The sequence below is a fragment of the Enterobacter cloacae complex sp. SYL001 genome, assembly GCF_049237025.1.
GTDB classification, from domain to species: domain Bacteria; phylum Pseudomonadota; class Gammaproteobacteria; order Enterobacterales; family Enterobacteriaceae; genus Enterobacter; species Enterobacter intestinihominis.
Genome location: NZ_JBMKJI010000001.1, coordinates 135,544 through 159,450, shown reverse-complemented (window position 1 = coordinate 159,450; position 23,907 = coordinate 135,544). Strand labels below are relative to the sequence as shown.

Here is a 23,907-nt window from a genome sequence, read left to right as displayed (position 1 = left end):
TTTAGTTTTCTTTAATCCACATTACCTGCCATGGATTGAGGATCAGCTCCGTACCGCTAATATCCTGTCCTGATAATAACTCCTTACCAGAAAGCGTTTGTTCATAAACGGTCTGCATTTTATTGCTAAAATTAAATAATGCTGTAATTCGCTCGCCATTTTCAGCAACACGAATAATTTTAAGAATTTGTTTACCCACTGCGTCGAAAGCAGCCTGACTATCCGGATGGAACGCCCTCTCGCCGCGACGAATAGCGATAAGCTCACTCAAACGAGAATAAATTTGATAACGAATACTCTTCTTATTATTCAGTTCGCTATCAAGCTGCCCCGCCGTGTATTTTTTCCGGTTAATCGCGCGGTTATATCCGAGGTGTTCGACGCCTTCATAATCGTTCCGCGAACCAAGAATGCTCTGAATATAAACAGCCGGGACGCCTGGGAAACTTAACAACACAGCATGCGCGAGGAGGAACCGTGCAATACGTTCCTCATCTGAACTGTCTTGTAAACTTAACGCATCAAGATAGGTGACATTAATTTCATAAGGGCTTCGCGTTCCGTCAGGATTATTTTTCCAGTTGACCAGCGCGCCTTCCTGCTGAAGATTTTCGACCAACGAGAGGATCTCTGATTCCGGAAGAATGCCGCGCAGCGGATTCAAACCGATACCATCATGCGAGGCCAGGAAATTAAACCATGTAGTGTGTGAAGAAGGCAGTGCCAGCGACCCCGCCCATTGGCGAAGTGCTTTCACATCCTGACGATGAACGGCATGCAGCACCAGCGGAGGTAAGGAAAACTGATAGACCATCTGGGCTTCGTTTTCACCATCACCGAAGTAAGAGATGTTGTCTTTGTGCGGAACATTTGTCTCAGTAATGATCACCGTTCCAGGTGCCACGGCGTCCGTAATGGCGCGGAACAGCTGAATAAGGCAATGGGTTTGTTCCAGATGGATGCAGGTTGTTCCCGGGATTTTCCACATAAACCCGACCGCATCCAGACGAATATAACGCGCCCCTTCCATGAGGTAATGGAGCAGAACGTCAACCATTGCAATCAGTACCTGCGGCGAGGCGAAATTGAGATCGATCTGGTCATCGCTGAATGTAGTCCATAAATGACGAACGCTGCCATCATTAAGCGTAAACGGCGTCAACAGCGGTAAAGCGCGTGGGCGCGTCACCGCGGATAAATCGGTTTCCGGGTCGACAGAAATAAAGAAATCTTCATAACCAGGCTTCTGCGCCAGATAATTCTCAAACCATTCGCTTTTCGCTGACATATGATTGCAAACGAAATCAAACATTAAGCTGGCTGACTGTTTTAATTCCGCGACATCGCGCCAGTTTCCCGTTTCAGGTGCAACGGTATGATAATCAATAACGGAAAAACCATCATCTGATGACCAAGGATAGAAAGGTAAAAGATGGACATGAGAAAAAGTACGAGAAAGCCACTCATTATAGAACCGGGTAAATACCGGCAATGCTTTCTCCCCTTTCGCGGAGATCTGATCGGCATAGGTAATCAGAACAACATCTTTTTCATCCCAGCCTGACTTACGCTTCTCCGTAATATTAACCGCCGCCTGTTGAAGCTTAGTTAATAACACGTCAAGGTGTGCATCTGAAAATGATTCACCGTAAATATGATTGATAAGGTATTTAATTTTTGCGTTCACATTATTTTCCATGGTAGCGGTCCCACGGAGTGGCAATCTACTCCCATGAAAAATATCTGTCAACGGACCTGGGGGCTGAAAAAGGCATTCTCAAAGCAGCGCAACGCAGTAATGTGAGCTGCCGCAAAGAAAGAGAAAAAGCAGAGGGGGAATTCATGCCCTCTCTCAGCGCGAGAAAGGGCTTATATGAGCGGGATTAGCGTGAAAAGTAGCGACGTGAAACGCGTTTTGCCAGTTTTTGTAACAGCGGCTCCAGGGCGACCGCCAGCAACATTCTGACCGGCTTACGGGCAACAGACTTGATCGCCCAGCCCGCCACACCAGCCGGACCATAACGTAACGCCGTCATCAGAACCAGTTTACCTGCGATTTTCAGGCCGGGTTTTACCTTCTGACCGGCCTGTTGCCAGTTTTGTTTCATGTAAGTTCTCTCTTAAAGCTGACGGAAACGACTTCTCAGCGTAAAGGTATCGGAGGTGACATAACGTTCCATCTCGCGCAATCGCTTCTCCCCTGCGCTCAGCTGTTCATCCACCGCGTTAAGAAGATCGCTGCTGGTTGGCGTGTTTTCCGCATCCAGCTCACCTTCCGGCATCGGATCAAGTACAAACGACAGAATGATGTAAGCCACCAGTGTAATAAAGGCCAGGCCAAAGAAAATCGACAATACAGTGACCACACGTACCAGTTTTACCGGGACATCCAGATAGTGTGCCAGCCCGGCGCAAACGCCCCGAACCATGCCCTGCTGCGGGATGCGCCACAGTTTTTTATTCAGATTTAGTCCAGCCATTAACGCTCCCTCCAGTTCGGGTGTTCCGCATCCAGGATGGCTTCCAGCGCCTGAATACGTTCGCGCATTTTGTTTGCCTCAGAAGAGAGCTGCGCCAGCCGCTGTTGCTCGCTTTGCGACAGCTCCCCGCGAGAAGAGCGGTTGCTGTAGTGCAGCCATAACCAGATGGGCAGAACAAACAGCACGAAAATTGTCAGGGGTATTGCCAGAAAAAGCGCGCTCATGTGTACTCCTTGTCTTGCGATGCGGCACGCTCAGGTGCCGCAGGATTTATTATTGGTTGTCTTGCTTCATTTTGGCTTTCAGCGCAGCCAGCTGCTCGCTAATTTCATCATCGGCTTTCAGGTCAGCAAACTGCTGATCCAGGGTTTTCTGCTTACCGATGCTGTGGCTTTCGGCTTCCGCTTCCATGTGGTCGATACGACGTTCGAACGATTCGAAACGCGCCATCGCTTCATCCAGTTTGCCGCTGTCCAGCTGGCGACGCACGTCGCGGGACGAACTTGCAGCCTGGTGGCGCAGCGCCAGCGCCTGTTGACGTGCACGGGTTTCGCTGAGTTTATTTTCAAGCTCACCAATCTCTTTCTTCATACGCGTCAGAGTATCATCCACCAGCGTCACTTCATGTTCCAGCGTGGCCACCATGTCGGTCAGCTTCTGCTTCTCAATCAGCGCAGCGCGGGCCAGATCTTCTTTATCTTTGCGCAGCGCCAGTTCAGCTTTTTCCTGCCACTCGTTAAGCTGGGCAGTCGCCTGCTCGATACGACGCGTTAACTGCTTCTTCTCTGCCAGCGCGCGGGCGGAGGTGGAGCGTACTTCAACCAGCGTGTCTTCCATCTCCTGAATCATCAGGCGCACCAGCTTCTGCGGATCTTCTGCTTTCTCCAGCAGCGAGTTGATGTTGGCGTTCACGATGTCGGCAAAACGAGAAAAAATACCCATAATTCAATCCTCATAGTTCTGTTATCGGGCGATGCCCTGCTGAGTAGTTAATACAAATCCCATGCCAACTTTTTATCTTATTGATTTTACTGGGTGTGATTGATATTTATCCATCCAGCGGCTATTCTCACCTGGTGAATATCACTAAGGAGTGGTTAATTTCATCATGGCTGAATATAAAGACAATTTGCTTGGCGAGGCAAACAGCTTCCTGGAAGTGCTTGAGCAGGTATCGCGCCTGGCGCCGCTGAATAAACCGGTGCTCATTATCGGTGAGCGCGGAACGGGTAAAGAACTTATCGCTAACCGTCTGCACTTTCTGTCTGGCCGCTGGGACGGGCCTTTTATTTCGCTCAACTGCGCGGCGCTGAATGAAAATTTGCTCGACACGGAGCTTTTCGGTCATGAAGCCGGCGCGTTTACTGGCGCACAAAAACGGCACCCCGGTCGTTTTGAACGTGCCGACGGCGGAACGCTCTTTCTCGACGAGCTGGCGACCGCGCCAATGCTGGTGCAGGAAAAGCTGCTGCGCGTCATTGAGTATGGCGAACTGGAACGCGTTGGCGGAAGTCAGCCGCTTCAGGTTAACGTTCGCCTGGTGTGCGCCACTAACGCCGATCTGCCCGCGATGGTGGCAGAAGATAAATTCCGCGCCGACCTGCTGGACCGGCTGGCTTTCGATGTCGTCCAGTTGCCGCCGCTGCGTGAGCGGCGCAGCGATATCATGCTACTGGCCGATCAATTTGCCATTCAGATGTGCCGGGAACTGGGCCTGCCGCTCTTTCCGGGCTTCAGCGAACAGGCCACCGAGACCCTGCTCGGTTACCACTGGCCGGGGAATATCCGTGAACTGAAAAACGTGGTGGAACGGTCTGTTTACCGTCATGGCAGCAGCGAGACCGAACTGGACAACATTATTCTCGATCCGTTTCGGCGCGAGGTTAAACAGCCCCTTGCTCCGGCGGCGCGCCAGCATGATCCGGCGTTGCCGCTCGATTTACGCCAGTTCCAGCATCAGCAGGAGCAGCAACTGCTGGAACGGAGCCTGAAAGAGGCGAAATATAACCAGAAACGGGCAGCTGAACTGCTGGGTCTGACCTACCATCAGTTAAGGGCATTGCTCAAAAAACATCAAATGCGCTGACATTATCAGCACTTACCCCCAGACATTTTTACGAAGCAGGCGTAAGTGCGATACACTTTGCAGATCGAATCTAAAAACCTTAAAAACTATGCGCCTGGTTTTATCATCCCTGTTTGCACTCGGTCTGTTCAGCAATCTGGCCTTTGCTGCGCCCGATCGTACTGCGCCTCCTGATATTCGTGATAGTGGTTTCGTCTATTGCGTCAGCGGGCAAGTTGATACCTTTAACCCGCAAAAGGCGGGGAGCGGCGTGATTGTTGATACGCTGGCCGCACAGATTTACGATCGCCTGCTCGACGTCGATCCTTATACCTATCGGCTGGTTCCGGAGCTTGCTGAAAGTTGGGAAGTGCTTGATAACGGCGCCACGTACCGCTTCCGTCTACGCGATGATGTGGCTTTTCAGCACACCCCGTGGTTTACCCCAACCCGCAAGCTCAACGCGGATGACGTGGTTTTCACCTTCCAGCGCATCTTTAACCGCAACCATCCGTGGCATAACGTCAACGGCGGAAACTTCCCCTACTTCGACAGTCTGCAATTCGCGGACACGGTCAAAAGCGTTCGTAAGCTGGATAACCGCACGGTTGAGTTTCGCCTGACGCGCCCGGACGCCTCCTTCCTCTGGCACCTGGCGACGCACTACGCGTCCGTCATGTCAGCCGAATACGCGGATCAGCTGACGAAAAAGGATCGTCAGGAACGTCTCGATCGTGAGCCTGTGGGCACAGGACCCTTCCAGTTAGCTGAGTACCGCGCCGGACAATACATTCGCCTGCAACGACACGATCATTTCTGGCGCGGCAAACCGCTGATGCCGCAGGTTATTGTTGATCTGGGTTCAGGTGGAACAGGCCGCCTTTCCAAACTGCTGACCGGTGAGTGCGACGTCCTTGCGTGGCCTGCGGCCAGCCAGTTGACTATTTTGCGCGACGACCCCCGCCTGCGCCTGACCCTACGCCCGGGAATGAACATCGCCTATCTGGCGTTTAACACCGATAAGCCACCGCTGAATAATCCGGCCGTGCGCCATGCGCTGGCGTTAGCGATCAACAATCAGCGTCTGATGCAGTCGATTTATTACGGCACCGCGGAAACCGCCGCCTCTATTCTGCCCCGCGCCTCCTGGGCCTATGACGGCGAGGCGAAGATCACGGAATATAATCCGGCGAAAGCGCGCGAACAGCTTAAAGCACTGGGGGCAGAAAACCTGACGCTTCAGCTGTGGGTACCCACCAGCTCTCAGGCGTGGAACCCCAGCCCGCTGAAAACCGCCGAACTGTTGCAGGCAGATATGGCCCAGGTGGGCGTGAAGGTGATCATCGTTCCTGTCGAAGGCCGTTTCCAGGAGGCGCGTCTGATGGACATGAATCACGACTTAACGCTGGCTGGCTGGTCTACCGACAGTAACGACCCGGACAGCTTCTTCCGTCCGCTGCTGAGCTGTGCGGCGATCAACTCCCAGACCAACTACGCGCACTGGTGTAACCGGGAATTTGATGCTGTGCTGCAAAAAGCCCTCTCATCTCAACAGCTTGCTTCACGCATTGAGGCCTACGATGAAGCGCAAAATATTCTGGCCAGAGAGCTTCCCGTGTTGCCGCTTGCCTCTTCCCTGCGCCTTCAGGCCTACCGTTACGATATAAAAGGGCTGGTACTCAGCCCGTTTGGTAACGCCTCCTTCGCGGGCGTGACTCGTGAGAAAGAACAAGAGGTGAAAAAACCATGATTATATTTACCTTGCGGCGGCTGCTGTTACTGCTGGTCACCCTGTTCTTCCTGACCTTTGTCGGCTTTAGCCTTAGCTACTTTACGCCGCACGCCCCGCTTCAGGGCTCATCCCTCTGGGACGCCTGGCTGTTCTGGTTTAACGGCCTGTTGCACTGGGATTTTGGCGTGTCCAGCATCAACGGACAGCTCATCTCTGAGCAGCTGAAGATGGTTTTCCCGGCCACCATGGAGCTGTGTATACTCGCCTTTGGCTTTGCTCTCATGGTGGGGATCCCGGTGGGGATGCTGGCGGGAATTTATCGCAATAAATGGCAGGATAAATTCATCAGCGCGCTTGCCTTAATTGGCTTTTCCATCCCTGTTTTCTGGCTGGCGCTGCTGCTTACCCTCTTCTTCTCACTGACGTTAGGCTGGCTTCCGGTGTCTGGCCGTTTCGACCTGCTATATAACGTGCAAACGGTGAGCGGCTTCGCCATCGTTGACGCCTGGCTTTCCGATTCAGTCTGGCGCGACGAAATGATCGTGAGCGCCCTGCGCCATATGGTGCTGCCAGTGCTCACGCTGGCCGTCGCACCGACGACCGAAGTGATCCGCCTGATGCGCATCAGCACTATCGAAGTCTTCGATCAAAACTATGTGAAAGCCGCCGCCACACGCGGACTGTCTCGCCTGACGATTCTACGTCGCCATGTGCTGCACAATGCGTTGCCGCCGGTAATCCCACGGCTTGGGCTGCAATTCTCAACCATGCTGACGCTGGCGATGATCACCGAGATGGTTTTCAGCTGGCCGGGCCTTGGACGCTGGATGATCAACGCCATTCGCCAGCAGGATTACGCTGCGATCTCCGCCGGAGTGATGGTGATTGGCTCGCTGGTTATTATTGTTAACGTTGTTTCCGATATTTTGGGTGCCATGGCCAACCCGTTGAAGCATAAGGAATGGTATGCCTTACGATAACGTCTACAGCGAAAAGCGCACGCCTGGTGCGCTACGCACCGTGTGGCGTAATTTCTACGGCGACACCACGGCGATGATCGGCTTTTACGGCTGCATTGGCCTCGTGTTGCTGTGTGTTTTGGGTTCGTGGTTTGCGCCGTATGGCATCGATCAGCAGTTCCTTGGTTATCAGCTTTTACCGCCATCGTGGTCGCGTTACGGGGAGGTTTCGTTCTTCCTGGGGACTGACGATCTCGGACGCGACGTGCTAAGTCGTTTACTGAGCGGCGCCGCACCTACGGTAGGCGGCGCGTTCGTGGTCACCCTTGCCGCCGCGATATGCGGCCTTGCGCTGGGCATTTTTGCCGGCTCTACCCACGGGCTGCGGTCTGCCGTGCTTAACCATATTCTTGATACCTTGCTCTCGATTCCTTCGCTGTTGCTGGCGATTATCGTCGTGGCCTTCGCGGGGCCGCACCTCACACATGCGATGTTCGCCGTCTGGCTGGCCATTCTGCCCCGCATGGTGCGATCGGTTTACAGCCTGGTTCACGACGAACTGGAGAAAGAATATGTCGTCGCCGCCCGTCTGGACGGTGCCACCACGTTTAATATTTTGTGGTTTGCCGTGCTGCCTAACATTGCCGCCGGGCTGGTGACGGAGATCACCCGCGCCCTGTCGATGGCGATTCTTGATATCGCAGCGCTGGGCTTCCTGGACCTGGGCGCACAGCTCCCCTCCCCGGAATGGGGCGCAATGCTCGGCGATGCGCTGGAGCTGATTTACGTTGCGCCGTGGACGGTCATGCTGCCGGGCGCGGCCATTATGGTGAGCGTTCTGCTCGTTAACCTGCTTGGCGACGGGATCCGCCGCGCAATCAATGCGGGGGTGCAATAATGCCGTTACTTGATATCCGCAACCTCACGATCGAAATTAAAACGGGCGAAGGCTGGGTTAAAGCGGTGGATCGCATCAGTATTACGCTCGCAGAGGGCGAAATACGCGGGCTGGTGGGCGAATCGGGCTCCGGTAAGAGTCTAATCGCCAAAGCCATTTGCGGCGTGGCAAAGGACAACTGGCGGGTGACCGCCGACCGTATGCGTTTCGACGACATCGATCTGTTGCGTCTCTCCCCGCGCGAACGCCGTAAACTGGTGGGCCATAACGTCTCGATGATTTTTCAGGAGCCGCAATCCTGTCTCGATCCGTCCGAGCGCGTCGGGAAACAGCTGATGCAGAATATCCCCGGCTGGACCTATAAAGGCCGCTGGTGGCAGCGTTTCGGCTGGCGTAAACGCCGTGCCATTGAGCTGTTGCACCGTGTCGGAATCAAAGACCATAAAGACGCGATGCGCAGTTTCCCCTACGAACTGACCGACGGTGAATGCCAGAAAGTGATGATTGCTATCGCCCTGGCCAATCAGCCGCGTCTGCTGATTGCGGACGAACCGACGAACGCGATGGAGCCAACGACTCAGGCGCAGATTTTCCGCCTGCTCACGCGTCTGAACCAGAATAACAACACCACCATTTTGCTGATCAGCCATGACCTGCAAATGTTGAGCAAGTGGGCGGATAAAATTGACGTGATGTATTGCGGACAAACGGTAGAAACCGCGCCAAGTGAAGACCTGGTGACGACGCCGCATCATCCCTACACGCAGGCGCTGATCAGGGCGATCCCTGATTTCGGCAGCGCAATGCCACACAAGAGCCGTCTGAATACTCTGCCTGGCGCGATTCCGCTGCTGGAATCGCTGCCCATTGGCTGCCGTCTGGGTCCGCGTTGCCCGTATGCTCAGCGTAAATGCATTGAAACACCGCGCCTGACAGGGCCGAAAAATCATCTGTTTGCCTGTCATTTCCCGCTGAACATGGAGAGAGAGTGAAATGGTCGAAACCTTACTGGAAGTGCGTAACCTGAGTAAGACCTTTCGCTATCGCACCGGCCTGTTTCACCGTCAGACCGTCGAGGCGGTTAAACCGCTGAGCTTTACGCTGCGCGAAAAGCAGACGCTGGCGATTATCGGTGAAAACGGCTCGGGCAAATCGACCCTGGCAAAAATGCTCGCGGGTATGGTTGAGCCAAGCGGCGGTGAAATACTGATTGACGATCATCCTCTGGAATTTGGTGACTACTCTTTCCGCAGCCAGCGCATTCGGATGATTTTTCAGGATCCGTCAACGTCCCTAAACCCGCGCCAGCGTATTTCGCAGATCCTGGATTTCCCGCTGCGGTTGAATACCGACCTGGAGCCGGAAGCGCGTCGCAAACGGATTGTCGAAACCCTGCGTCTGGTAGGTCTCCTGCCCGACCATGTCAGCTATTACCCCCACATGCTGGCCCCGGGCCAAAAACAGCGTCTCGGACTGGCCCGCGCGCTGATCCTGCGCCCGAAAGTCATTATCGCCGACGAAGCGCTGGCGTCGCTGGACATGTCGATGCGTTCGCAACTCATCAACCTGATGCTGGAGCTACAGGAAAAGCAGGGGATATCGTATATCTACGTGACTCAGCACCTGGGCATGATGAAGCACATCAGCGATCAGGTGCTGGTGATGCACCAGGGTGAAGTCGTTGAGCGCGGCAGTACCGCTGACGTGCTGGCCTCCCCGCTCCACGACCTGACAAAACGCCTGATTGCCGGACACTTTGGTGAAGCATTGACGGCCGATGCGTGGCGGAAAGATCGTTAGCCGTTGCGTAACCCGCTTGCCAGCAGAGTAAACACCTCGATGGCATGCGGCAGCGTCTTCTGCGGCTCATCACTCGCGGCAATCATCAAGGCAGCATTCAGCGCAACGCCGTTCAACAGATGGGCTGCGACTTTCGCATCCATTTTTTTAAGCACGTTGCGTTCGATTAATTTTTCGATGGTCTGGCGGGTCGACTCAAGACAGCTGTTCTGGCTGGGCCATTGCGCCGGATCGCCCAGAACGGCCGGACCGTCAAGAAGCACGATACGCTGAACTTCCGGAACGAGCGCCATGTTGATGTAGGCGATGCCTTCCGCCAGCAGTCTCTCCCAATCATCGTCTGTGGCCGCGGCAACGGCTTTCGCGTTGCCCGCCATTTCGCTGTCTATCTGCGCGACCACCGCCGCCAGTAACCCTTTCTTATCCCTGAAATTATGATACAGCGCACCGCGCGTTAACCCCACGCTTGCCGTCAGTTCATCCATCGACGCTGCAGCAAAGCCTTTCTCAGCAAACGCCTTCCGCGCCGCATGAATCAATTTTTCGCGATTTTCCTGAGCCGTTTCAGCACGACGTTTTGTAGCCATAGGACTTCCTATAAAAGCGATATTTTTAATTTGACATACGCGGCGTATGTGAATAACATTTTTTTTACATACATTGCGTATGTTACTTCTCCTAAGTAACCACAACAACGCCTCTGACAGAATAAGGAAATGCCATGCATCCACGTAATCCTGTCTTCCCTGTCAATCGACATGCCCTTTATGAGGAACATGGCTATTCGGCTGCCACTCGCTCTGGCGATCTGTTATTTGTTTCCGGCCAGGTCGGCAGCCGCAGCGATGGCACGCCTGAGCCTGATTTCGCCGCTCAGGTGCAGTTGGCATTCGATAATTTACAGGCGACTTTGGCCGCCGCAGGATGCACTTTTGACGATCTGATTGATGTCACGACGTTTCATACCGATCCAGAAAACCAGTTCCCCGTCATCATGGAGGTGAAAAAACTGGTGTTTCCACAGCCACCTTACCCAAACTGGACGGCTATCGGCGTTAACTGGCTGGCCGGATTTGATTTTGAAATTAAGGTTATTGCCCGAATCCCCTCGCCAGCGAATTAATATCCGGCCGTCTTAGCGTGAAGCTTCTGGCCAACCTCTGGTTGGATGAGGCGAACCCAGCACCTGGTGATATACTGCTGGAATACACACGAAATAGCCTGATAAAGAGTCAGTTCAACGTCTTTCGTGCGCGCAGTGACGGCACGTGAGCGAGAAATATCGTGACACAAGGGGCTGTGAGTGGGCTATAATTTCGAGCTAATTTCGAATGATTTTGAAATACTGCCTGTAACGCTATGAATTACAAGGCAAAATAAGCAATGAATATAAGGATTAAAGCTATGGGTTTTCTTTCCGGTAAGCGCATTCTGGTAACTGGCGTTGCCAGCAAACTGTCCATCGCATACGGCATCGCACAGGCTATGCATCGCGAAGGCGCTGAGCTGGCGTTCACCTACCAGAACGACAAGCTGAAAGGCCGTGTTGAAGAATTTGCCGCGCAGCTGGGTTCCAGCATTGTTCTGGAATGTGACGTTGCACAAGACGAAAGCATTGATGGCATGTTTGCTGAACTGGCAAAAGCATGGCCGAAATTCGACGGTTTCGTTCACTCCATCGGCTTCGCTCCGGGCGATCAGCTGGACGGCGACTACGTGAACGCGGTTACCCGTGATGGCTTCAAAATCGCTCATGACATCAGCTCCTACAGCTTCGTTGCGATGGCAAAATCCTGCCGCGCGATGCTGAACCCGGGCGCAGCCCTGCTGACCCTGTCCTACCTGGGCGCAGAACGCGCTATCCCTAACTACAACGTTATGGGTCTGGCGAAAGCGTCTCTGGAAGCCAACGTGCGCTATATGGCGAACGCAATGGGTCCTGAAGGCGTGCGTGTTAACGCAATTTCTGCGGGTCCAATCCGTACTCTGGCCGCTTCCGGTATCAAAGATTTCCGTAAAATGCTGGCACATTGCGAAGCGGTTACCCCGATTCGTCGTACCGTTACCATCGAAGATGTGGGTAACTCTGCGGCATTCCTGTGCTCTGACCTTTCCGCGGGTATCTCCGGCGAAGTGGTTCACGTGGACGGCGGCTTCAACATCGCTGCCATGAATGAGCTGGAAATCAAATAAGTCTGTTACTCTCTTCCCGCCTGGGAAGAGAGTTTTCTCCCCTCCCCGCACTTCGTTATTCCGTTCTGCTATTTGTTATCACCTAACAATATTTTTCCCCTCATCCGCCTTACGCCAGGATATTGATCGCCATTTTGAGATCAAGGAACGCCCATGGAACAACGCCGTTTTTCCGGCAAAGGCCACTGGTATCACGAAACCCAGTCGAATCATTCGCAGACGGACGTTCTGCCGCTGGTGCCTGAAGCCGCTAACGTCGACGATCGTTTTTTGCTCGATTTAGCCCTGCCTGACGACATTGCCGCAAGCTGTTGTGGGTGGCTTACGCCAGCCCGAACCTTGTGCCGCCTCTTATTCCCGCTCGATACTCCCGTAAACCGTCTGCACACGCTTAGCGCCTACGACAGACTGAGCACGGCGTTGACGGTTTCCCAGGCGTGTGGCGTCCAGCGGCTCTGTAACCACTACGCGGCGCTCCTCGCCCCCCTTCCGGGCCCCGACTCTTCCCGGGAAAGCAATCGACGCCTTGCAGAAATCACTCAGTATGCCCGCCAGCTGGCGAGCTCTCCGGACGTCATTGACGATAAAGCGCAAACTCAGCTTGATGAGGTGGGACTGACAACGTATGACATTGTGCTTATCAACCAGATCATCGGCTTTACTGGTTTTCAGGCGCGGGCGGTTGCAGTGTTTCAGGCGCTGCTTGGCCATCCGGTACGCTGGCTACCGGGACACCACATTCAGCCCCATACACTACCGCTGAGCTTTACCCGATGGACAGCCACCCAGCCCGTAGTCGAACTAAAATATGCCAGTGCGGTTCAACTTGAGGCGCTCTCACGCTGGCAGGCCGAACCTGCGCTTTCAGCGCTCACGCCGGTTCTCTGCCATGAGCCGATGCTGCTGAATCTGATGGGCGAGATACTGGTTAACCACCCACAAAGCGAAGCCCAGCCATCTGCATCGCTCTCAGCCGCCCATGCGCTGCTGCTTACGTCTCCCGATCGTTTTAGCGCCGCCCAGTTAACGCCTCTCACGGAGGCCGGTATCCCGCCGGGCAAGGCAATTAACCTGTTAACCCACGGCGCTTTTAATGGCTGGCTGGACCGTCTTCGCGTGGCGCTTGGCAAAGAGGAATAACCACACGCTTTACCTAAAGAGCGCTTGCTGTAGCAGTGAGAATCGCGTAAAACTGTCAGCCGCTCAATGGCTACGAAAATAGAACATTATGTTTCAGGACAACCCGCTGCTAGCGCAGCTTAAACAGCAACTACATTCCCAGACGCCCCGTGCAGAAGGGGTCGTAAAAGCCACGGAAAAGGGCTTTGGCTTTCTTGAAGTTGACGGACAGAAGAGCTACTTCATTCCGCCTCCTCAGATGAAGAAAGTGATGCATGGCGACCGCATTTCGGCCGTTATTCATACCGAAAAGGAACGAGAGTCTGCCGAGCCGGAAGCACTGATCGAACCTTTCCTGACCCGCTTTGTCGGGAAAGTGCATAAAAAAGATGATCGTCTTTCTATCGTACCGGATCATCCTCTCCTGAAAGATGCCATCCCTTGCCGCGCCGCGCGTGGCGTTGAGCATGACTTTGTCGAGGGTGACTGGGCGGTTGCCGAAATGCGCCGTCATCCTTTAAAAGGCGATCGCGGTTTCTACGCCGAGCTGACCCAGTTCATCACCTTTGGCGACGACCATTTCGTCCCATGGTGGGTGACGCTGGCGCGCCACAACCTCGAAAAAGAAGCGCCGGATGGCGTAGCGACCAAAATGCAGGACGAAGGTCTTGAGCGTCGCGATCTGACAGCGCTGGACTTTGTCACCATCGACAGCGCCAGCACCGAGGATATGGACGATGCGCTGTATGCCGAAGAGGCAGCGGATGGCAAAATGCATCTGACCGTCGCCATCGCCGACCCTACCGCATGGATTGTCGAAGGCAGCAAGCTGGACGAAATGGCCAAAGTGCGTTCGTTCACCAACTACCTGCCGGGCTTCAACATCCCGATGCTGCCTCGCGAGCTTTCCGACGATCTCTGCTCCCTGCGTCCCCATGAAGTGCGTCCGGTACTGGCCTGCCGCATGACCATCGCGGCTGACGGTACCATTGAAGAAGATATCGAATTCTTCGCCGCCACCATCGAATCCAAAGCTAAACTGGCTTATGACAACGTGTCCGACTGGCTGGAAAATACCGGCAGCTGGAAGCCTGAATCCGATAATATCGCTGCGCAAATTCGTCTGCTGCATCGCGTCTGCCAGAGCCGCAGTGAGTGGCGCCAGACCCACGCCCTGGTATTTAAGGACCGCCCGGACTACCGCTTTGTGCTGGGGGAAAAAGGCGAAGTGCTCAACATCGTCGCCGAGCCACGCCGTATTGCCAACCGTATCGTTGAAGAAGCGATGATCTCCGCCAACATTTGCGCCGCACGCGTGCTGCGCGACAAGTTAGGCTTTGGCATTTACAACGTGCACACCGGCTTTGACCCGGCTAACACCGAAGCGCTGGCCGCCCTGCTCAAAACCCATGACGTCCACGTCGATCCGGAAGAGGTGCTGACCCTGCCAGGCTTCTGCAAGCTGCGCCGCGAGCTGGACGCACAGCCGTCAGGTTTCCTTGACAGCCGCATTCGCCGCTTCCAGTCCTTTGCGGAAATCAGCACCGAGCCAGGCCCGCACTTCGGTCTCGGTCTTGAGGCTTACGCCACCTGGACCTCCCCGATCCGTAAGTACGGCGACATGGTTAACCATCGTCTGCTGAAAGCGATCATCAAAGGGGAATCTGTTGCCCGGCCACAGGATGAGACTACGTTGCAGATGGCAGAGCGTCGCCGTCTGAACCGTATGGCGGAGCGTGATGTAGGCGACTGGTTGTACGCGCGTTTCCTGAATGATAAGGCAGGGACTGACACCCGTTTCCCGGCTGAAATCATTGACATCAGCCGCGGCGGTATGCGCGTGCGTCTGGTGGATAATGGCGCCGTTGCCTTTATTCCTGCCCCGTTCCTGCATGCCGTTCGCGACGAACTGGTTTGTAGCCAGGAAAACGGGACCGTGCAAATTAAAGGCGAAACGGTTTACAAAGTCACTGACGTGATTGATGTAAACATCGCTGAAGTCCGCATGGAAACCCGCAGCATTATCGCGCGCCCTGTCGCCTGATAACCGCGTAGACTCCCGGCCGTTCCGTTCAGGGATGGCCGGGAGTTCTCCCCAGTATTATCTCTCGCAAAATCATCGTTTTTTCTCACACTTTTCTGTTTCCCACCGCCACATTTCGCCAGAATTATCTACAGTAAAAAGAGCCGTCATAGTCGACTGCAAATGAATAATTTGTGCGCTACTCAGCAGCCGCGGGAGAAAACGGGATGGACGATCTGGAGCAGAATTTGCTGTTTCGTTACATGGGTACGCATAGCCCCTGGTGGCGACTAACAGCAGACAGCAATGCTCTGCATCTTGCTGCCAGTGAAAGCGCTGACATCGTTCAGGTGGTTGCGCTGGACGATGAACAGGCTGCTCTGATTCGCCAGCTCACCGTTATCACCGCCAGCATTGCCATGACCCTTCCCTTGTATGGTTTGGACGTTCCCGTCCATCTTGTCGGTCGTAAAATTAACAAAAATGAGTGGGCGGGAACGGCATCAGCATGGAACGACACGCCTTCCGTGGCGCGCGATCTGGCGCAGGGACTCTCCTTCGCCGAACAGGTGGTGTCCGAAGCTAACTCCGTAATTGTCATCCTCGACCAGAACGGGAATATTCAGCGCTTCAACCGTTTAAGTGAAGAATATACGGGCCTGAAGGAACAGGAAGTCATCGGGCAAAACGTGTTTAAACTGTTCATGAGCCGCAGCGAAGCCGCGGCCTCAAAACGCAACATCACCGGTTTTTTTCGTAACGGCAGCTCCTACGAAGTCGAACGCTGGATCAAGACCCGCAAGGGGCAACGCCTGTTTCTCTTCAGAAATAAATTCGTTCACAGCGGCAGCGGGAAAAATGAAATTTTCCTCATCTGTTCAGGTACCGACATCACGGAAGAGCGTCGGGCCCAGGAGCGCCTGCGCGTTCTCGCCAATACGGATACGATTACCGGTTTGCCTAACCGAAATGCCATCCATGAGCTGATCTCCGACGCCATCACCTCCCGGGGTGAAACGCAGGTGGGCGTGGTTTATCTCGATCTGGATAACTTTAAAAAAGTGAACGATGCCTATGGGCATATGTTTGGCGACCAGCTGCTACAGGCCGTTGCGCTGGCGATCCTGAGTTGCCTGGACGACGGACAAACCCTGGCGCGCCTGGGTGGGGATGAGTTTATCGTGATGGCCACCGATACCTCGCAGGGCGCGCTGGAAGCTATGGCGTCGCGCATTCTGACCCGACTGCGGCAGCCTTTCCGCATCGGGCTGATTGAGGTTTACACCGGCTGCTCGCTTGGTATCGCGCTTGCGCCCCAGCACGGTAACGATCGGGAAAGCGTTATTCGCAATGCCGACACCGCCATGTACACCGCCAAGGAAAATGGCCGGGGTAAATTCTGCGTCTTCTCGCCAGAGATGAACCAGCGCGTATTTGAATATCTGTGGCTGGATACCAACCTGCGTAAAGCGCTGGATAACGATCAGCTGTTAATTCACTACCAGCCAAAAATGACCTGGCGCGGCGAAGTCAGAAGTCTGGAGGCGCTGGTGCGCTGGCAGTCACCAGAGCGTGGCCTGATCCCGCCGATGGAATTTATCTCCTATGCGGAAGAGTCAGGGCTGATAGTGCCCCTTGGCCGCTGGGTTATGCTCGATGTGGTGCGCCAGGTGGCAAAATGGCGCGACAAAGGGATCAACCTGCGCGTCGCGGTCAACGTTTCCGCCCGTCAGTTGGCGGACCAGACCATCTTCAGTGACCTGAAGCAGGCGCTGAAAGACCTGAATTTTGAATACTGCCCGATTGACGTGGAATTGACCGAAAGCTGTCTCATCGAAAATGAAGAGCTGGCCCTGTCAGTGATCCAGCAATTTAGCCGCCTGGGGGCGCAAATTCACCTTGATGACTTTGGTACGGGGTACTCTTCCCTGTCGCAACTGGCGCGCTTTCCTATCGATGCCATTAAGCTTGACCAGTCTTTCGTCCGGGATATCCATAAGCAGTCCATTTCACAGTCGCTGGTGCGCGCGATAGTCGCCGTGGCACAGGCGTTGAATCTGCAGGTCATTGCTGAAGGGGTGGAGAGTGCAAAAGAAGACGCCTTTCTGACGAAGAATGGCGTCAACGAACGGCAGGGTTTTCTTTTTGCTAAGCCCATGCCCGCAGCCGCATTCGAGCGATGGCTAAAGCGCTATCAGGCCAGGAATGTCCGTTAGCTGGCTTTGCGTAAGCCCGTCGCCTGATGGCGATTTTGCAGCATAACCAGCCGCTCCATGTAGGCGATATCCTTCGGTTCAAGGCAGAAGGCGGCATCCACCCAATCCTCTGTAATGTCCATCAACTCGCTTCGCGGAAGTGGCAGAACACGCGTACGCGCGCGCAGCATGGCCCTTACGCCGTTCAGCTTCGGCTGTAGCGTGTCAATAAACGTCCGTACCGAAACATAGCTCTGTAACGGCTCGAATAAGAGATCCACAAGACCGTGCTGTTCATACCATTCCGCCGTATGCGACTCACCTTTATAGATCAGCGCCTCTGCCATTTTCATGCCGGCACGACGCGCCACCAGTGAATAACCGCCCATGCCCGGGAACAGATTGAACGCGATTTCCGGAAAGCCTAATCGGGCATCGCGCTGGGCCAGAATGAAATGATGCGCGAGCGCGGCTTCAAACCCGCCCCCTAACGCGCTTCCTTCCACCATCGCCAGCGTGACAGCACCGGTATCGAACCCTCGTGAGGCGGCATGAACGCAGTCCACACAGGCCCGGGCATAGGCGCGTAACGCTTCGCGTCGGTTGTTTTTGATGCACTCAACGAAGAATTGTAAATCACCGCCGGTATTGTAGATGTCAGGGACCAGCGATCCGGTGACCCAAAAATCAACGACATATCCGGACTGGCGAACCAGCCAGGAGAGATTCATGATCTCCTCGATCAGCGCATGATTGAAGCAAGGCCGTGGCGTGGCACGTAACATCATCCACACCGTGCGCCGTTCGGCCTCATAATAAGCCGCCAGTTGAGTGAATCGTTCAGCATCAGTAAACAATGTGCAGGTTGTCTGGTTGATAACTGTCATAGTCGAATTCCTCTTATAAAAAAGCGCGTTGCGCGCAGTTTTAGACTAATCCACCCCTACAACCCGCAGCACACGGGGGTTAAATTTGTCACTTTCATTTATGAACTTTGGTTATTGCATTTTTTACCTTCTCTTTTGAATCAATTTTCTGCATCATTGATAATATTAACTTTTCGCTTCAGGGTGAGCTTATGTCTAACATTGATGCAACAGCCGTGGCACAGCGTATTGATACTGTGCTGGATATTCTTGTCGCGGGCGATTATCACTCTGCTATCCGTAATCTTGAGATTCTCAAGTCTGAACTGCTGGCTGAGAACGGCACTGATAACGCATCAGAATCCACTCAACCAAAAGCCCCGTGGGAAGTGTAACCACGTCGTTTTCGCCCTTGCCTTTTAAATGGATGCTATGAATTCCCGACAACAAATCATTTTGCAGATGGTGATCGATCAGGGACGCGTAAGCGTAGTCGATCTCGCTAAAGCTACCGGCGTTTCTGAAGTCACCATTCGTCAGGATCTGAATCTTCTGGAAAAACAGAGCTACCTGCGGCGTGCGCACGGATATGCCGTTCCACTGGACAGCGACGACGTTGAAACCCGCATGATGAACAATTTTGCGCTCAAGCGGGAACTGGCGGAGTTTGCTGCATCCTTAGTGAATAACGGTGAGACCGTCTTTATTGAAAATGGCAGCAGTAACGCCCTTCTGGCGCGCACGCTTGCCGATCAAAAAGACGTTACCATCATTACCGTAAGCAGCTATATCGCCCATCTGTTGAAGGAAACTCGCTGCGAGGTCATTCTGCTGGGCGGCATTTACCAGAAGAAAAGCGAAAGCATGGTGGGGCCATTAACGCGTCAATATGTTCAGCAGGTTCACTTCAGTAAGGCATTCATTGGCATTGACGGCTGGCAGCCCGACACCGGCTTTACCGGTCGCGACATGATGCGTTCAGACGTGGTGAACGCCGTACTCGCCAAAGAGTGTGAAGCGATTGTGCTGACCGATAGCTCTAAGTTTGGCGCCGTACACCCTTATACGATGGGTCCGGCTTCGCGCTTCAGCCGTGTGATCACGGATGAGCGTTTACGCGATGAATATCGCCAGCAATTAGAACAAGACGGCCTGACTGTCGATATTGTGAAAAAAACGGCCTGATTATCCTGCTGCGCCCGAATAATGGGCGCACTTAAACCTTTCTCTGAGAGTATTCCGACCCTTCCTTTAAGAGTTTTTACCTGTTGAAACTGTTCTAAACACGTAAAATTAATATTAGCGATATAACAGGAAGTGACTATCACCTGCGTGATGATGTAACGCCTGCGCGACCAGCTTTCACGGGAACAGAATTTAAGTATGGATATTGTCTATACTTAAAGTGCATTCCTTTCCGTGAATCGATAATTCAGGAGAAAGTATTATGACCTTTACCAGCAAAAAATTAGCCGCCGCTGTTCTGGCAATCACTGTAGCAATGTCTCTGAGCGCTTGCTCTAACTGGTCTAAACGTGACCGTAACACCGCGATTGGTGCCGGTGCTGGTGCGCTTGGTGGTGCAGTATTAACGGATGGTAGTACGCTGGGTACATTAGGTGGTGCTGCCGTAGGTGGTATTATCGGTCACCAGGTGGGCAAATAATCACCATAACGGCTCTCACCGGTATAATAATATATTTTGTATTTTCAGGTCTGACTTACGCACGTAAAAAAAAGAGCCACGGCAATGTCCGTGGCTCATTTATTTTAACCGCCCGCCAGTTTGACTTTCATACCTTTGGCTTCCAGGAGCGTTTTAATTAAATCCCGCTTATCGCCCTGAATCTCAATTATGCCGTCTTTTACTGCCCCACCGCATCCGCACTTCTTTTTAAGCTCAGCGGCGAGCTTTACCAGCTCTGCATCATCCAGATCAATGCCGGTGATAAGGCAAACGCCTTTCCCTTTTCTGCCACTGGTCTGGCGCTGAATACGCACGATTCCATCGCCTTTCGGACGTTCAACTTTCTCTTTTGGCTCTTCAATACGCCCGGTATCTGTTGAATAGACCAGACGAGTGTTGGCATCACGCATTATGCCCCCTTTTTCAGTGATGCATTAATCGCTTTCAGAGTCTCTGCCGGATAAGCGGATTGCGTCACCGGGCGACCAATTACCATATAGTCTACCCCCGCGCTCAGCGCCTGCTCTGGCGTCATGATGCGTCGCTGATCCCCTGACTCGCTGCCTGCCGGACGGATACCGGGCGTCACCAGTTTAAATTCGCGGCCTAACTCAGATTTGAAGCGAACCGCCTCCTGAGCTGAACAGACCACGCCATCAAGCCCACACTGTTGCGTGAGGCGCGCCAGACGCTCCGCATGTTCGGCAGGTGACAACGTCACACCCAGGTCACGAAGGTCAGATTCATCCATACTGGTCAGCACGGTGACGGCGATAAGAAGCGGAGCGTCATTGCCAAACGGCACCAGCGCTTCGCGCGCAGCCGTCATCATACGTGCCCCACCGGAGGCATGAACGTTAACCATCCACACACCCAGTTCAGCCGCCGCAGCAACGGCGTGGGCAGTGGTATTCGGAATATCGTGGAATTTCAGGTCGAGGAAAACGTCGAAACCACGCTGGTGCAGATCGCGGACGATTTGCGGACCGAACAGCGTAAACATCTCTTTGCCTACTTTAAGACGGCAATCCCGGGGATCAATACCATCAACAAAGGCCAGTGCGGCGTCACGGTTATTGTAATCCAGAGCAACAACTACAGGAGAATCGGTAACTACGCGGGAAGTGGAGGAAGTAACAGACGTCATGACCAGCCCTTTTCGTCTATGGGCGCGCAGCGGCGCGGAACAGATAAACGGCGTGCATTCTACCTGCCCTCGGGGTAAATGAACAGAATCGAATGCTTTTCCTGTTGAACCACAGACCGCACGGTGCTGAAAGAAATAATGCACTCTTTAGTATGTTGTAACTAAAATGGAGTGTTTTAAAAAATCACTGCCCGTCCAGACCACGAATTGGCTTGATGGTGGACCAGGCCCGGCAGGAAGGGCAATGCCAGTAGAGCGAATAGGCGGTGAAGCCGCATTTCTGGCAGCGATAGCGCGGCTTGCTCCGCACCTGTTCACCGACCATGTCTCGCAGCACCATCAGGCTCTCTTTAGCGCGCCCTTCTTCTGCATCGTTAAGATGATAATCCATCAGCTTGTGGAAGACGCGCATCGTCGGATGGCGCTGCAACTGACGGGTAATGTATACCTGGGCGGTATCACTCCCTTCGTGCTCTTCGACGACATCCGACAGCATCAGCTCGGCTGTGGCACCGGTGTTTTCTTCAACACAGCGGCGCAGGAATGCAACCCACTCATCCTGCTTACCTAACTGCTGATAGCAGGTTTGCAGCATTTCCAGCGTTTCGCTGACCAGCTCTTTGTCCTGATCGATAACGCGAAGCAGGCTTTCCACGGCTTTGGTGTAATCACCATTCGCCATAAAGACCCGCCCCATCATTATCGAGATGCGGGCGCTGTTGCGATCGGCCGCGGCGCCTTTTTTTAGCAATGCCATGGCCTTATCCATGTCATCGCTACCCATTTGCTGAAGGGCCAGCTCGCAGTAAAAATGGGCAATTTCGACGCGCTGTTTGTCTTTGCCGAGTTTGACCAGCCGTTCGGCGGTATCAATCGCTTTTTGCCAGTCGCTGGTTGCCTGGTAGATTTGCAGAAGTTGCTGAAGCGCACCGATACGGAAATCGGTCTCATCCACCAGCTGAGAGAACATATCTTCTGCGCGATCGTACAGGCCCGCCGCCATGTAATCTCTGCCCAACTGCTGCACGGCCAGCAACCGTTGCTCATAGGTCAACGATGCGCTTTCCATCAGGGTCTGGTGGATACGGATGGCACGGTCAACCTCTCCGCGCGAGCGGAACAGGTTTCCCAGGGTGAGATGCGCCTCTACGGTGCCGGTATCCTCTTTGAGCATGTCGAGGAACAGATCGACCGCTTTATCCTGCTGATTGCTCAGCAGGAAGTTCACCCCCGCAACGTAGTCACGGGAGAGTCGGTTTGCTTCATCCTGTTTTGTTTGTTGCGCGCTTCTGCGGCCCATATACCAGCCATAGGCTGCGGCGACAGGCAAAAGCAGAAACAACAACTCCAGCATATTCGATTATTCCTTGACTACCGGCACACCAGAGCTCGCCGGAATGTCAGTCGCAGGCGTAAGTTGATGTTCAAGTCGTTTAATTTTACGTTCAGCGCGAACAAGGGAAACACGAACCTTAAGCCAGAACAGGCCACATACAAGCCAGCCGATGACAAAACCCGCTGCGAATAACACAGCCAGCAGGCTCGACACCCGGTACTCGCCCTGCGCCAGCAGATAGTTGAAACTTACCTGTTGATCGTTTTGCGCGCCCAATGTGACTGAAATGACAAAAATCGCCAACACCAGTAAGAAAATGAGTAAATATTTCACATGACTTCCCGTTATGTGGTTCGAGCGTATAAAGCGTGTTCAACTCACTGCAATCAGCCTTATAAGCTACCATTTTAGTGGCGGGCGCGAAACGGAAAAAGTAATGCGCCCTTCATGGATTTATGGTCAAAATGCGGAATATCAAGCTTCAGGTTCCGCCTGACTCCCTTTCGGCTATTTCTTCCTTCTCTTCCTGCGGTGGCGTCAGAGGCCCACAGAAACGTTGTGCAAGCCAGGTCGCCAGCGTAACCAGTACCCACGAAATCAGCGTAGCCACCACCAAATCACGCGGCCAGTGCATCCCCAGCAGCATCCGGCTGCCCATTACGCCTGTCGCCCAGACCAGCAAAATCGCAATCGTGAGGGTACATCGACGTGGCCAAAGCAGCCCCACGCCGAGTAGCGCCCAGCTGGCAGCAAACATCGTATGTCCGGAAGGAAACGCAAAGCCGGTCTCTTTTTGCCAGTGTTTGCGTAAAAATGTCGGGATATCCTTCTGTTCCGCAAGCTGTTCTTTCACCAACGCCCCGCGATCCTTACGCTTTAAAGTGTAGAACTCATCTACCGGAATATGGTGCGTTTTTTCCAGCCAGATAACAAAGGGACGGGGTTCCTGCACGCGATCTTTCACCCACGACTTCACCCCCTGCCCGACAATAATGGCACCTCCGAGAATGGCAAATAATACCAGCGCCGCGCGAAGACGAAAGCGCAGGCACCACAGGAACCAGGCACAGAGCAGCACGTGCGTAATAATCCCCCAGGGCTGGGTGACCGTCTCAGTTATCCAGTATAAGGCTTTCAGCCACGTCTCGTTTTGTCCGGGCTTCCACATCCAGCCGGAGAACCAAACGATCAGGGGTATAACAAGCAATACGGCGGCGCCTGCGGCCGTGCGTCTGGCAATTGAAAGCATGTCCTCTCCTTTTTCACTAAGCACCACAATCATAACTGAATTTCCACCTTCTGGTGGATATGTCGGATCGTGCGTTTAACGTCCGTATAGCGTGGTGGTGATTAGGTGAAGTAGCCGGGCTTGTGGCAAAATAGTCCAATACAGAAAGCAAAATGGGG

The 23,907-nt window shown here is 53.8% G+C and carries 26 protein-coding genes; 14 read left to right on the top strand and 12 right to left on the bottom strand.

The window, feature by feature from the left end:
• Nucleotide 1: 1 nt before the first annotated feature.
• From ACOTZP_RS00740 to pspA, 5 genes are all read right to left on the bottom strand, one after another.
• On the bottom strand, nt 2-1,699 hold the full coding sequence (locus ACOTZP_RS00740; protein ID WP_032624138.1) for a sugar phosphorylase: 1,698 nt from the start codon (nt 1,697-1,699) through the stop codon (nt 2-4).
• 184 nt (nt 1,700-1,883) lie between these two features.
• Nucleotides 1,884-2,108: a phage shock protein PspD gene (pspD, locus tag ACOTZP_RS00735; protein ID WP_006810818.1), complete on the bottom strand. Its 225-nt coding sequence runs from the start codon at nt 2,106-2,108 to the stop codon at nt 1,884-1,886.
• Between the two features lie 12 nt (nt 2,109-2,120).
• Entirely contained in the window at nt 2,121-2,480 is a 360-nt protein-coding gene (pspC, locus tag ACOTZP_RS00730; RefSeq protein ID WP_006810819.1) for an envelope stress response membrane protein PspC, read from the bottom strand.
• Nucleotides 2,480-2,704: an envelope stress response membrane protein PspB gene (pspB, locus tag ACOTZP_RS00725; protein ID WP_022648304.1), complete on the bottom strand. Its 225-nt coding sequence runs from the start codon at nt 2,702-2,704 to the stop codon at nt 2,480-2,482. Before pspB ends, pspC begins: the two co-directional genes overlap by 1 nt.
• A 49-nt stretch (nt 2,705-2,753) precedes the next feature.
• Nucleotides 2,754-3,422, bottom strand: coding sequence for a phage shock protein PspA (gene pspA / locus ACOTZP_RS00720; RefSeq protein ID WP_022651342.1), 669 nt, complete (start codon nt 3,420-3,422; stop codon nt 2,754-2,756).
• A gap of 151 nt (nt 3,423-3,573) precedes the next feature.
• Here pspA and pspF point away from each other — a divergent pair, with 151 nt between their 5' ends.
• The 6 genes from pspF to sapF all read left to right on the top strand — a co-directional run bounded on the left by pspF (nt 3,574) and on the right by sapF (nt 9,934).
• Nucleotides 3,574-4,566, top strand: coding sequence for a phage shock protein operon transcriptional activator (gene pspF / locus ACOTZP_RS00715; protein WP_162882544.1), 993 nt, complete (start codon nt 3,574-3,576; stop codon nt 4,564-4,566).
• Nucleotides 4,567-4,654: 88 nt separating this feature from the next.
• A complete protein-coding gene (gene sapA, locus ACOTZP_RS00710; protein WP_022648307.1) occupies nt 4,655-6,295 on the top strand; it encodes an ABC transporter substrate-binding protein SapA in 1,641 nt (546 codons plus the stop codon).
• The gene (gene sapB, locus ACOTZP_RS00705) at nt 6,292-7,257 is read left to right on the top strand and encodes a putrescine export ABC transporter permease SapB (RefSeq protein WP_022648308.1); all 966 of its coding nucleotides are present in this window, start codon (nt 6,292-6,294) and stop codon (nt 7,255-7,257) included. The genes sapA and sapB overlap by 4 nt, the downstream gene beginning before the upstream one ends.
• Nucleotides 7,244-8,134, top strand: coding sequence for a putrescine export ABC transporter permease SapC (gene sapC / locus ACOTZP_RS00700; protein ID WP_003856843.1), 891 nt, complete (start codon nt 7,244-7,246; stop codon nt 8,132-8,134). Before sapB ends, sapC begins: the two co-directional genes overlap by 14 nt.
• The gene (gene sapD, locus ACOTZP_RS00695; protein ID WP_003856840.1) at nt 8,134-9,126 is read left to right on the top strand and encodes a putrescine export ABC transporter ATP-binding protein SapD; all 993 of its coding nucleotides are present in this window, start codon (nt 8,134-8,136) and stop codon (nt 9,124-9,126) included. Before sapC ends, sapD begins: the two co-directional genes overlap by 1 nt.
• 1 nt (nt 9,127) lies before the next feature.
• Complete coding sequence (gene sapF, locus ACOTZP_RS00690) at nt 9,128-9,934, top strand: putrescine export ABC transporter ATP-binding protein SapF (protein ID WP_003856838.1); 807 nt, start codon at nt 9,128-9,130, stop codon at nt 9,932-9,934.
• On the opposite strand, the gene ACOTZP_RS00685 is transcribed toward sapF, so the two are convergent.
• Nucleotides 9,931-10,521 (bottom strand): TetR/AcrR family transcriptional regulator, encoded by a 591-nt coding sequence (locus tag ACOTZP_RS00685; RefSeq protein ID WP_022648309.1) that lies wholly within the window; start codon nt 10,519-10,521, stop codon nt 9,931-9,933. The two genes, sapF and ACOTZP_RS00685, sit on opposite strands and share 4 nt — an antisense overlap.
• Before the next feature lie 134 nt (nt 10,522-10,655).
• Between ACOTZP_RS00685 and ACOTZP_RS00680 the strand changes: the two genes are divergently transcribed.
• From ACOTZP_RS00680 to pdeR, 5 genes are all read left to right on the top strand, one after another.
• Nucleotides 10,656-11,057 carry a RidA family protein gene (locus tag ACOTZP_RS00680; RefSeq protein ID WP_332976151.1) on the top strand — a complete coding sequence of 134 codons (402 nt, stop codon included), beginning with the start codon at nt 10,656-10,658 and terminating at the stop codon, nt 11,055-11,057.
• 281 nt (nt 11,058-11,338) lie between these two features.
• Entirely contained in the window at nt 11,339-12,127 is a 789-nt protein-coding gene (gene fabI, locus ACOTZP_RS00675; RefSeq protein ID WP_003856831.1) for an enoyl-ACP reductase FabI, read from the top strand.
• 153 nt (nt 12,128-12,280) lie between these two features.
• Nucleotides 12,281-13,267, top strand: coding sequence for a CMD domain-containing protein (locus tag ACOTZP_RS00670; RefSeq protein ID WP_271074669.1), 987 nt, complete (start codon nt 12,281-12,283; stop codon nt 13,265-13,267).
• A gap of 88 nt (nt 13,268-13,355) precedes the next feature.
• Nucleotides 13,356-15,290 (top strand): exoribonuclease II, encoded by a 1,935-nt coding sequence (locus ACOTZP_RS00665; RefSeq protein ID WP_023300251.1) that lies wholly within the window; start codon nt 13,356-13,358, stop codon nt 15,288-15,290.
• A gap of 206 nt (nt 15,291-15,496) precedes the next feature.
• Nucleotides 15,497-17,485 (top strand): cyclic di-GMP phosphodiesterase, encoded by a 1,989-nt coding sequence (gene pdeR / locus ACOTZP_RS00660; RefSeq protein ID WP_023300252.1) that lies wholly within the window; start codon nt 15,497-15,499, stop codon nt 17,483-17,485.
• Here pdeR and ACOTZP_RS00655 read toward each other — a convergent pair.
• Entirely contained in the window at nt 17,482-18,351 is an 870-nt protein-coding gene (locus ACOTZP_RS00655) for a crotonase/enoyl-CoA hydratase family protein (RefSeq protein ID WP_022648314.1), read from the bottom strand. The genes pdeR and ACOTZP_RS00655 overlap by 4 nt on opposite strands.
• A 191-nt stretch (nt 18,352-18,542) precedes the next feature.
• On the opposite strand from ACOTZP_RS00655, the gene ACOTZP_RS00650 reads away from it, so the two are divergent.
• The 3 genes from ACOTZP_RS00650 (at nt 18,543) to osmB (ending at nt 19,996) form a co-directional block, all read left to right on the top strand.
• On the top strand, nt 18,543-18,725 hold the full coding sequence (locus ACOTZP_RS00650) for a hypothetical protein (RefSeq protein ID WP_022648315.1): 183 nt from the start codon (nt 18,543-18,545) through the stop codon (nt 18,723-18,725).
• A 37-nt stretch (nt 18,726-18,762) separates the two neighbouring features.
• Complete coding sequence (locus ACOTZP_RS00645) at nt 18,763-19,515, top strand: DNA-binding transcriptional regulator YciT (protein ID WP_022648316.1); 753 nt, start codon at nt 18,763-18,765, stop codon at nt 19,513-19,515.
• 262 nt (nt 19,516-19,777) lie between these two features.
• Entirely contained in the window at nt 19,778-19,996 is a 219-nt protein-coding gene (gene osmB, locus ACOTZP_RS00640; RefSeq protein ID WP_003856823.1) for an osmotically-inducible lipoprotein OsmB, read from the top strand.
• A 104-nt stretch (nt 19,997-20,100) separates the two neighbouring features.
• On the opposite strand, the gene yciH is transcribed toward osmB, so the two are convergent.
• From yciH to pgpB, 5 genes are all read right to left on the bottom strand, one after another.
• Nucleotides 20,101-20,427 carry a stress response translation initiation inhibitor YciH gene (gene yciH / locus ACOTZP_RS00635; RefSeq protein WP_126290900.1) on the bottom strand — a complete coding sequence of 109 codons (327 nt, stop codon included), beginning with the start codon at nt 20,425-20,427 and terminating at the stop codon, nt 20,101-20,103.
• The gene (gene pyrF, locus ACOTZP_RS00630; protein WP_032624129.1) at nt 20,427-21,164 is read right to left on the bottom strand and encodes an orotidine-5'-phosphate decarboxylase; all 738 of its coding nucleotides are present in this window, start codon (nt 21,162-21,164) and stop codon (nt 20,427-20,429) included. Before pyrF ends, yciH begins: the two co-directional genes overlap by 1 nt.
• A gap of 184 nt (nt 21,165-21,348) precedes the next feature.
• Nucleotides 21,349-22,518 carry a lipopolysaccharide assembly protein LapB gene (lapB, locus tag ACOTZP_RS00625; protein WP_271074668.1) on the bottom strand — a complete coding sequence of 390 codons (1,170 nt, stop codon included), beginning with the start codon at nt 22,516-22,518 and terminating at the stop codon, nt 21,349-21,351.
• A 6-nt stretch (nt 22,519-22,524) separates the two neighbouring features.
• Entirely contained in the window at nt 22,525-22,833 is a 309-nt protein-coding gene (locus ACOTZP_RS00620) for a LapA family protein (RefSeq protein ID WP_006810839.1), read from the bottom strand.
• 148 nt (nt 22,834-22,981) lie between these two features.
• Nucleotides 22,982-23,749 (bottom strand): phosphatidylglycerophosphatase B, encoded by a 768-nt coding sequence (gene pgpB / locus ACOTZP_RS00615; protein WP_421633579.1) that lies wholly within the window; start codon nt 23,747-23,749, stop codon nt 22,982-22,984.
• Between the last annotated feature and the right edge of the window lie 158 nt (nt 23,750-23,907).